The organism is Streptomyces sp. NPDC020996, from assembly GCF_040641355.1.
In the GTDB taxonomy this organism is placed as follows: Bacteria; Actinomycetota; Actinomycetes; order Streptomycetales; family Streptomycetaceae; genus Streptomyces.
Window position 1 is genome coordinate 61,360 of record NZ_JBFADM010000046.1, and the last position, 6,000, is coordinate 67,359.

At 68.3% G+C, this 6,000-nt stretch carries 8 protein-coding genes; 4 read left to right on the plus strand and 4 right to left on the minus strand.

Translation table 11 applies throughout. The annotated features are described in order from the left end of the window. Nucleotides 1-374: 374 nt before the first annotated feature. The 3 genes from AB0G63_RS27380 to AB0G63_RS27390 all read right to left on the minus strand — a co-directional run bounded on the left by AB0G63_RS27380 (nucleotide 375) and on the right by AB0G63_RS27390 (nucleotide 2,487). Nucleotides 375-1,364 (minus strand): hypothetical protein, encoded by a 990-nt coding sequence (locus AB0G63_RS27380; RefSeq protein WP_360755249.1) that lies wholly within the window; start codon nucleotides 1,362-1,364, stop codon nucleotides 375-377. Beyond that, entirely contained in the window at nucleotides 1,361-1,918 is a 558-nt protein-coding gene (locus AB0G63_RS27385) for a hypothetical protein (protein ID WP_360755251.1), read from the minus strand. Before AB0G63_RS27385 ends, AB0G63_RS27380 begins: the two co-directional genes overlap by 4 nt. Nucleotides 1,919-2,058: 140 nt before the next feature. Continuing rightward, entirely contained in the window at nucleotides 2,059-2,487 is a 429-nt protein-coding gene (locus AB0G63_RS27390; RefSeq protein ID WP_360755253.1) for an ATP-binding protein, read from the minus strand. A gap of 188 nt (nucleotides 2,488-2,675) precedes the next feature. Between AB0G63_RS27390 and AB0G63_RS27395 the strand changes: the two genes are divergently transcribed. Both AB0G63_RS27395 and AB0G63_RS27400 read left to right on the plus strand, forming a co-directional pair. After that, complete coding sequence (locus AB0G63_RS27395; protein WP_360755275.1) at nucleotides 2,676-3,476, plus strand: helix-turn-helix transcriptional regulator; 801 nt, start codon at nucleotides 2,676-2,678, stop codon at nucleotides 3,474-3,476. After that, nucleotides 3,473-3,667 (plus strand): DUF397 domain-containing protein, encoded by a 195-nt coding sequence (locus AB0G63_RS27400; protein ID WP_360755256.1) that lies wholly within the window; start codon nucleotides 3,473-3,475, stop codon nucleotides 3,665-3,667. The genes AB0G63_RS27395 and AB0G63_RS27400 overlap by 4 nt, the downstream gene beginning before the upstream one ends. 20 nt (nucleotides 3,668-3,687) lie before the next feature. Here AB0G63_RS27400 and AB0G63_RS27405 read toward each other — a convergent pair whose 3' ends face one another. Then, nucleotides 3,688-4,161 carry a hypothetical protein gene (locus tag AB0G63_RS27405; RefSeq protein WP_360755259.1) on the minus strand — a complete coding sequence of 158 codons (474 nt, stop codon included), beginning with the start codon at nucleotides 4,159-4,161 and terminating at the stop codon, nucleotides 3,688-3,690. A 208-nt stretch (nucleotides 4,162-4,369) separates the two neighbouring features. Here AB0G63_RS27405 and AB0G63_RS27410 point away from each other — a divergent pair, with 208 nt between their 5' ends. Beyond that, complete coding sequence (locus AB0G63_RS27410; protein WP_360755261.1) at nucleotides 4,370-5,101, plus strand: hypothetical protein; 732 nt, start codon at nucleotides 4,370-4,372, stop codon at nucleotides 5,099-5,101. A gap of 703 nt (nucleotides 5,102-5,804) precedes the next feature. Beyond that, nucleotides 5,805-6,000 (plus strand): hypothetical protein (locus AB0G63_RS27415; protein WP_360755264.1); only part of this gene is annotated, 196 nt, incomplete at its 3' end.

A 6,000-nucleotide genomic window follows, 5' to 3' on the forward strand; every position in this document is an offset into this window, starting at 1 on the left:
GAAAGTCATGAATCATCACAGAGGGTCACCGTGTGGGCGGCAATCGGGACAGGGCCGAACGGCGCAGCCACCGCTCTGGGCCGACCGCGTGCTGCCCGAATCCTGTCCATGCGACGTGCTGGTCCTCTCGAAGCACGCGGCGACGGGACCTTGGCCCATTGACTTCCGCTCCCCGGGCTAAAGGCCGGGGAAGTCGCCGCTCGCCGAAGACGAACGCGAGTTGCTCGTCCGAGGGGCCGTGCGGAGCCACACAGTCCACCATCAGCAGCCCAGGCAGCGTGACGCGTGCACAGCCGCGCGTTCGTCGGCCGGCTTGGCGTCGCTCACTGCCAGGTACGCGTTCCGCGTGTCGGTGCTCAGTGGGCGCCGCCGCTTCAGCTCTCGTCCAGCCTCAATTCGAGCACGACGTAGCTGTGGTGTTCGCGCCCATGCGGCGACCGCACCGTCGACACGAGGATGTCAGCGATGACTCGGCGGTTCGCGTAGGCGCTGAGCAGGCTGGTGACTTCGTGGTTGACGTGGGCCGTGATCACGCCTCGGTCGCCCGTTTCGATCTCGACCGTTCCGCGCAGCATGCTGCCGCCGACAAGCCGGCCCGCAAGCGGCATCCGACGTTCCTCGGGTTGCGCGGCTCCCAGCGCGTCTCTGCATCGCCGGGCGCTGCTCGACCCGAGCCGGGAGGCCCGCATCCCGTTGTACGGCGAACTCCAGGCCAGACTGATGTCGGTGCCCGAGTCGGCGAGTACGCCCGTCAGTTCGGTGAGGCGGTTGAAGACCCGTCCGCCCAGCGGCAGCGCGGTTTCGATGACGGCGTCGACGGCCCCCGGGCCGCCTTCGGCTCGGTCAGTGATGTCGAGGACGGTGCCCATCGCCCGGTCCAGCAGGGACTGCGCCGAGACCATGCCCGGCAACGGCAGCGCGTCTTCGTCGGTCGGCGCCTCCTCCAGGACCATGCCGTACGAGGAGGGGAAGGTGGCCGCCGCATAGAGCCGTGTCGCCTTTCGGACGGCCTGCGGGAGCGGCCCGTAGTCGTGTGTGGGCCGGCTTTCGTCGAGAGCGTGGGCGATGGTTGAGACGGTCTCCTGGAACGAGATCAGCCATTGCCCGAGGACGGACGAGTCCACGCGGTGCTCTCTGACCGGGGTTCCTTCGAGAGCCAGCCGGAGCGAGCGCCGCACCGGCCCCGCTTTGGCGTCGCCGGTCGCGAGGCCCACGGCTTCGAGCAGCTTGCGCCGCTGGGCTGCTGCCAGTTCGTCCGCAGACCGTACCGGTTCACGGCCGGGAGCCTTGCCCCGATTGGCCCGCATCCACGCCTGCAGGGCCTCCTTGTCCGAGGGGTCGGGCAGGTTCCGCGAGGTGTTCACAGCACCACCTCCACGTATCCTCGCCGGGTTCCCCTCGGGATGCCGTTCGGTCCGCTCCGGCAGCGCTGCCAGACCTCGTCGTAGACTCCTAGACTCTCGAACACCTTGTGGTCGTCCGGCGCCATGGCCCCGGTCACCCCAAGCGCGCGGAAGTCCTCCGTCGCCGCGAGCCGCAGGACATATGCGTCCACGCGCAGCCCTTGGCGCACACACCAGTCCTTGGTACCCAGATTGTCGAGGTTGTCAACGGTGTCGGGGTCCGCCATCGCCCGGACGTACGCGTCGGACGGTATGAGGTAGGTGACATCGATGTCCTCGGGATCCAGTTTTCCGCTGACGAAGCTCCCGGCGAGCCAGAGCCGACCCACCGCGCCCGTGGCCATCTCCACCAGCGCGAAGTGGACCCGCAGCTCCTCCAGCAGGCCGCTGCGGGTGGACGACTCCGCGAAATCGTCAGCCTTCACCAGCTCCGATTCGATCTCGTCCCAGGTCAGCGGAAACCTGCCCGGGGGTGGGCACTCCGTGCTGGGGTTGAACGCGGGTAACGGCGGCATGCGGTTCCTCGACTCGATGGCGAACGTAGAGTCAACGTAAAGGATCTCTCCGTGACCGGTGGCCCAAATGCGTAAACCCGTCGGCCGTGATCAGCCGAGGTGGACGGCCGTCAGCGGGCGGGCTGTATCAGGCACGCTTGTCAGGAGAGCGGGAGACGGGCCCATACGGTCTTCCCGGAGGGCGGCCAGGGCTCCCATCCCCAGCTCACGGTGAGGGCTTCGACGAGGAGCAGGCCGCGGCCGGATTCGGCGACGGGCTCGGGGGCGGTCGTGCGGGGCCGGGGCGCGCGGTCGCCCCTCGCGTCGGTGACCTCGACACGGAGGGTGTCGGCGTCGGACGCCTGGACGGTGAGCGTGAGCCGGAATCCGCGGCCCTGAGCCCGGCCGTGGGTCACCGCGTTCGCGGTCAGTTCGGCGACGACGAGCGCGGCGGACTCGCTCACCGTGCAGGCCGGCGGCCAGCCCCACGCGTCGAGCTGCTGCACGGTCAGCAGACGGGCCAGGCGGGCGCCGCGCGGGGTGGAGCTGAGGAGCTGGCTGAATCGAAGGGGGGAGATCTGCGTCTTCACGTCACCGAGCGTGGTCGGCTCGCTCTACTCTGACCAGCACATCCCTCAGTACGGAGGGTGCCTGTACCGACACGGAAAGTGCCGTGTGCGGGGTGTCGGTCGTGACCTGAGACAAGGGGGCAGTCGTGTCCGAGGCGGCGGTGGAGGCGCAGGGGGCCTACGACGAGGCCGAGTTGAGCGGTGACCTGATGCGGGCGGTGGGCAAGCAGGTCAAGCTGCTCCGGGAACGGGCCGGGTTCACGCAGCGGGAGCTGGGGGACCGGCTCGGGTACAGCGAGGACCTCGTCTCCTCGCTGGAACGTGGGAGGCGGACGCCGCAGCGGGAGTTCCTGGAGGCGGCGGACGAACTGCTGGGCGCGGGCGGGCTGCTGCGCGCAACGATCGAGGACGTCGAGCGGGCCAAGGCGAAGGCGCGGGTCCGGCATCCGGCCTGGTTCCGGGACTATGCGCGGTTGGAGCGGGAGGCTGTTGAGATCAACTTCTACAACTGCCATGACATCCCGGGCTTGTTCCAGACGGAACGACGGATTCGGGCCTTGTACGAGATGCGCAAGCCGTTGCTGGAAGAGGAGTTGGTGGAGCAGCGGGTGGCTTCTCGGCTGGCACGGCAGGACATTCTCACCCAGTGGCCCCCGCCCATGATCACGGCTGTCGTCGAGGAGGTGGTCTTCCGGCGTCCGCTGGGCGATCGGGACGTTCACAGGGAGCAGTTGGACCAACTGCTCCGACTGGCCCGGCTGCGCAACGTGGAACTGCAGGTGATGCCGACCGAACGTACCCAGCACGCGGGGATGGGCGGCTCCTTCATCCTGCTGACCCCCAAGGGGAAGCCGCAATTGGGATATGTCGAGGCGCAGAGCTCCAGCCGACTGGTCACGGACGCCGAGGAAGTTCGAATCCTGGCCGCACGGTACGGAAGCATCAGGGCGCAGGCGCTTACGATGCAGGAGTCCCTTGCCTTGATCGAGAAGATGGTGGCAGAGCTATGAGTGCTGCGGAATCCGCTCCCCTCGCCTGGTTCAAGAGCAGCTACAGCGGCAACGAGGGCGGCGAATGCCTCGAAGTCGCCGTCACGCCCGGTGCCGTCCACATCCGCGACTCCAAGGTGCCGGCCCGAGCCCGACTCGCCTTCCCCCGCTCGGAGTGGGCGGCGTTCGTGCAGTTCGCCGTTGGGCGCTGACCCACTCGCGGGCCGCGGCGTCAGGCCGACGGAGACGGTGAGTCCGGCGTCTCGGCCTGGTGGCGCCACCCCGTCGACACGCTCGGCGGGATCTTCGTCGTCAGGCCGTCGGCCTTGGTGAAGGCGAGCGTCCGGTTGTAGGCGCCGCCGCCGCAGTTGTCGGACTGGTAGGTGAGGCGTACGTCGGAGGAGGCGTCGATCACGGGGCTGTCGCTTCCCCGGCGGGTGACCCGGAAACGGACCGGGCCGCTGTGCGGATCCACGTCCTCGGGGAGGCGGAGGTGTATTTGGGTGAGGTCCTCCTGCTTCAGCTCGCCCTCGCTGCACCTGCCCCGTGCGCACAGCTCGTACGAGGCTCCGTCGAGGCCGGTGTACCCCTCCTGGAGGAACATCACGTGGATCTCGGACTCGACGCCCCAGCCGGCGCACGCCTGCTGGGAGTTGGGGGTGCACGCCGAGGCGGCCGCCGCCACGGCAGATACGGCCGCGAGCACGCTCGGTCCGACTGTTCGTCCTCGTCCCACCACTGCCCGGCCCCTCCCGAAAGTGCCTTCCCCGCCAACATGGTCCCCTGCGATTGCCTCGGCGTCGATGCGGCGGCACGGCGGACCTCGCCGCGCGAGCGCACGTCAGCTGCGCTAAAAGCGTTGGCACTTGAGGGCCTGCGGTGCGTACGTTTCTCTTGTTCGAAGGGGGGACCCAGTGGCGAAGCTCAATCAGATCATCGCTGTCGAAAAGGGCGTCAAGAGCAAGTCGGTGCAGGATGTCACCGCGGCTCACCAGAAGGTGCAGAAGCCGGCTCTGCTGGCCGGTATCTCGCGTACGTACCAGCCGAAGGACGAAGAGGGCGAGCAGCTGCCGCCGGAGTCCACGCGGGTGCAGGTCAAGGGCGAGGACGTGCTGCGCGAGATGGCCGCGTCGCTGACCCGTCTGTTCGACGTCACCGCCACCAAGGACTGGGCCAACTGCACCGCCCGCGCGGACGTTTCCGTCGACGGGCGGACGGTCCTCGCGGACGTCCCGGTCAGCTACCTCCTCTTCCTGGAGAAGCAGCTCACCGACCTGCACGCCTTCGTGAAGAAGCTGCCCGTGCTGGACGCCGCCGAGTCCTGGTCGCTGGACCCGTCGACGGACTGGTGGAAGACGGACCCGGTCCGCACCATCCGGACGAAGAAGGTGCCGCGCAACCACGTCAAGGCCGAGGCGACCGACAAGCACCCGGCGCAGGTCGAGGTGTACTACGAGGACGTGCCCATCGGGTACTGGACGACCGTGAAGTTCTCCGGAGCGCTTCCGGCGCGGCGGGTCAACGAGCTGGTGGAGCGGATCGAGAAGCTCCAGCAAGCCGTCAAGTTCGCCCGCGAGGAGGCCAACGGCGCCGAGGTCACCGACCAGCGCGTCGGCGACGCGGTGTTCGGCTACCTCTTCGGCTGAGGCCACACAGGGCGGCATACTGATCGCCCCCGCGTGCGAGCGCGGGGGTGCGCAACCAGGCGCGGGCCGATTGAGGACCGGTCCGCGTCATGAGCGCAAGCTGAAACTGACGTTCAGCCTGAAGACCGCGGTCGACAGTGGAGGTTCGAATCCTCCCCCCGGCACTGGCAGCACCACGGGCCGGGGTAGCCCAATCCGGAAGAGGCGGGCCGCTTCAATCTCAGACTCTCGCTCAAGCTTCAGCATTCGCCGCCGATCGCCGACGCGACCGGGGACGGACGAACGCCGTCGGATGCGAGTTCGACTCTCGCCTGCACCTCTCGTGGTGCGGTAGTTCAAAGGAAGAACACGACGGCCTGATGACTGATCCGTCCTCTTAAACGCCGCCGGCGTACGCAAATGGGTGGCATCCCCAGAGGCCCGGGAGCTGGATACGACTCCCGGGCCTCGCCACGTTCCCACGCGCGGTACGCATGAAATGCCCATGACGCGTTCACGCTCATGAATCCCCGAGGTTGTGAACTGCTTGTGGCTGACTGCGCACAGGTGTGTTCTGGCGCGCATGAGTGAGTCCGGGCTGCGGCACGTGCATCCCCCTGGGCGGGAACGGAGGTTCCTCGGTCGAATGTGTGACCTTTGCCGGTGGTGGTCGTTGAGCGTGGTGACGGGCTTTTGGCCGGCCTGGATGCGGGGATGATCGGGGGTGGGTGGGTTGCGGGAGTTGGCGGCGCCGTTCGTCGTCCCCGGCCCGTCGGGTGTGGCGGTCCGCGACCGGCTCAAGCACCTGACCGCCGAGGACGAGCTACTCGGCATCACCATCGTCGCCGTCGACCCCGCCTACACCTCCCGCTGGGGCGCCCAGCACTGGCAGAAACCCCTCACCGGCACGAACAGGAAGA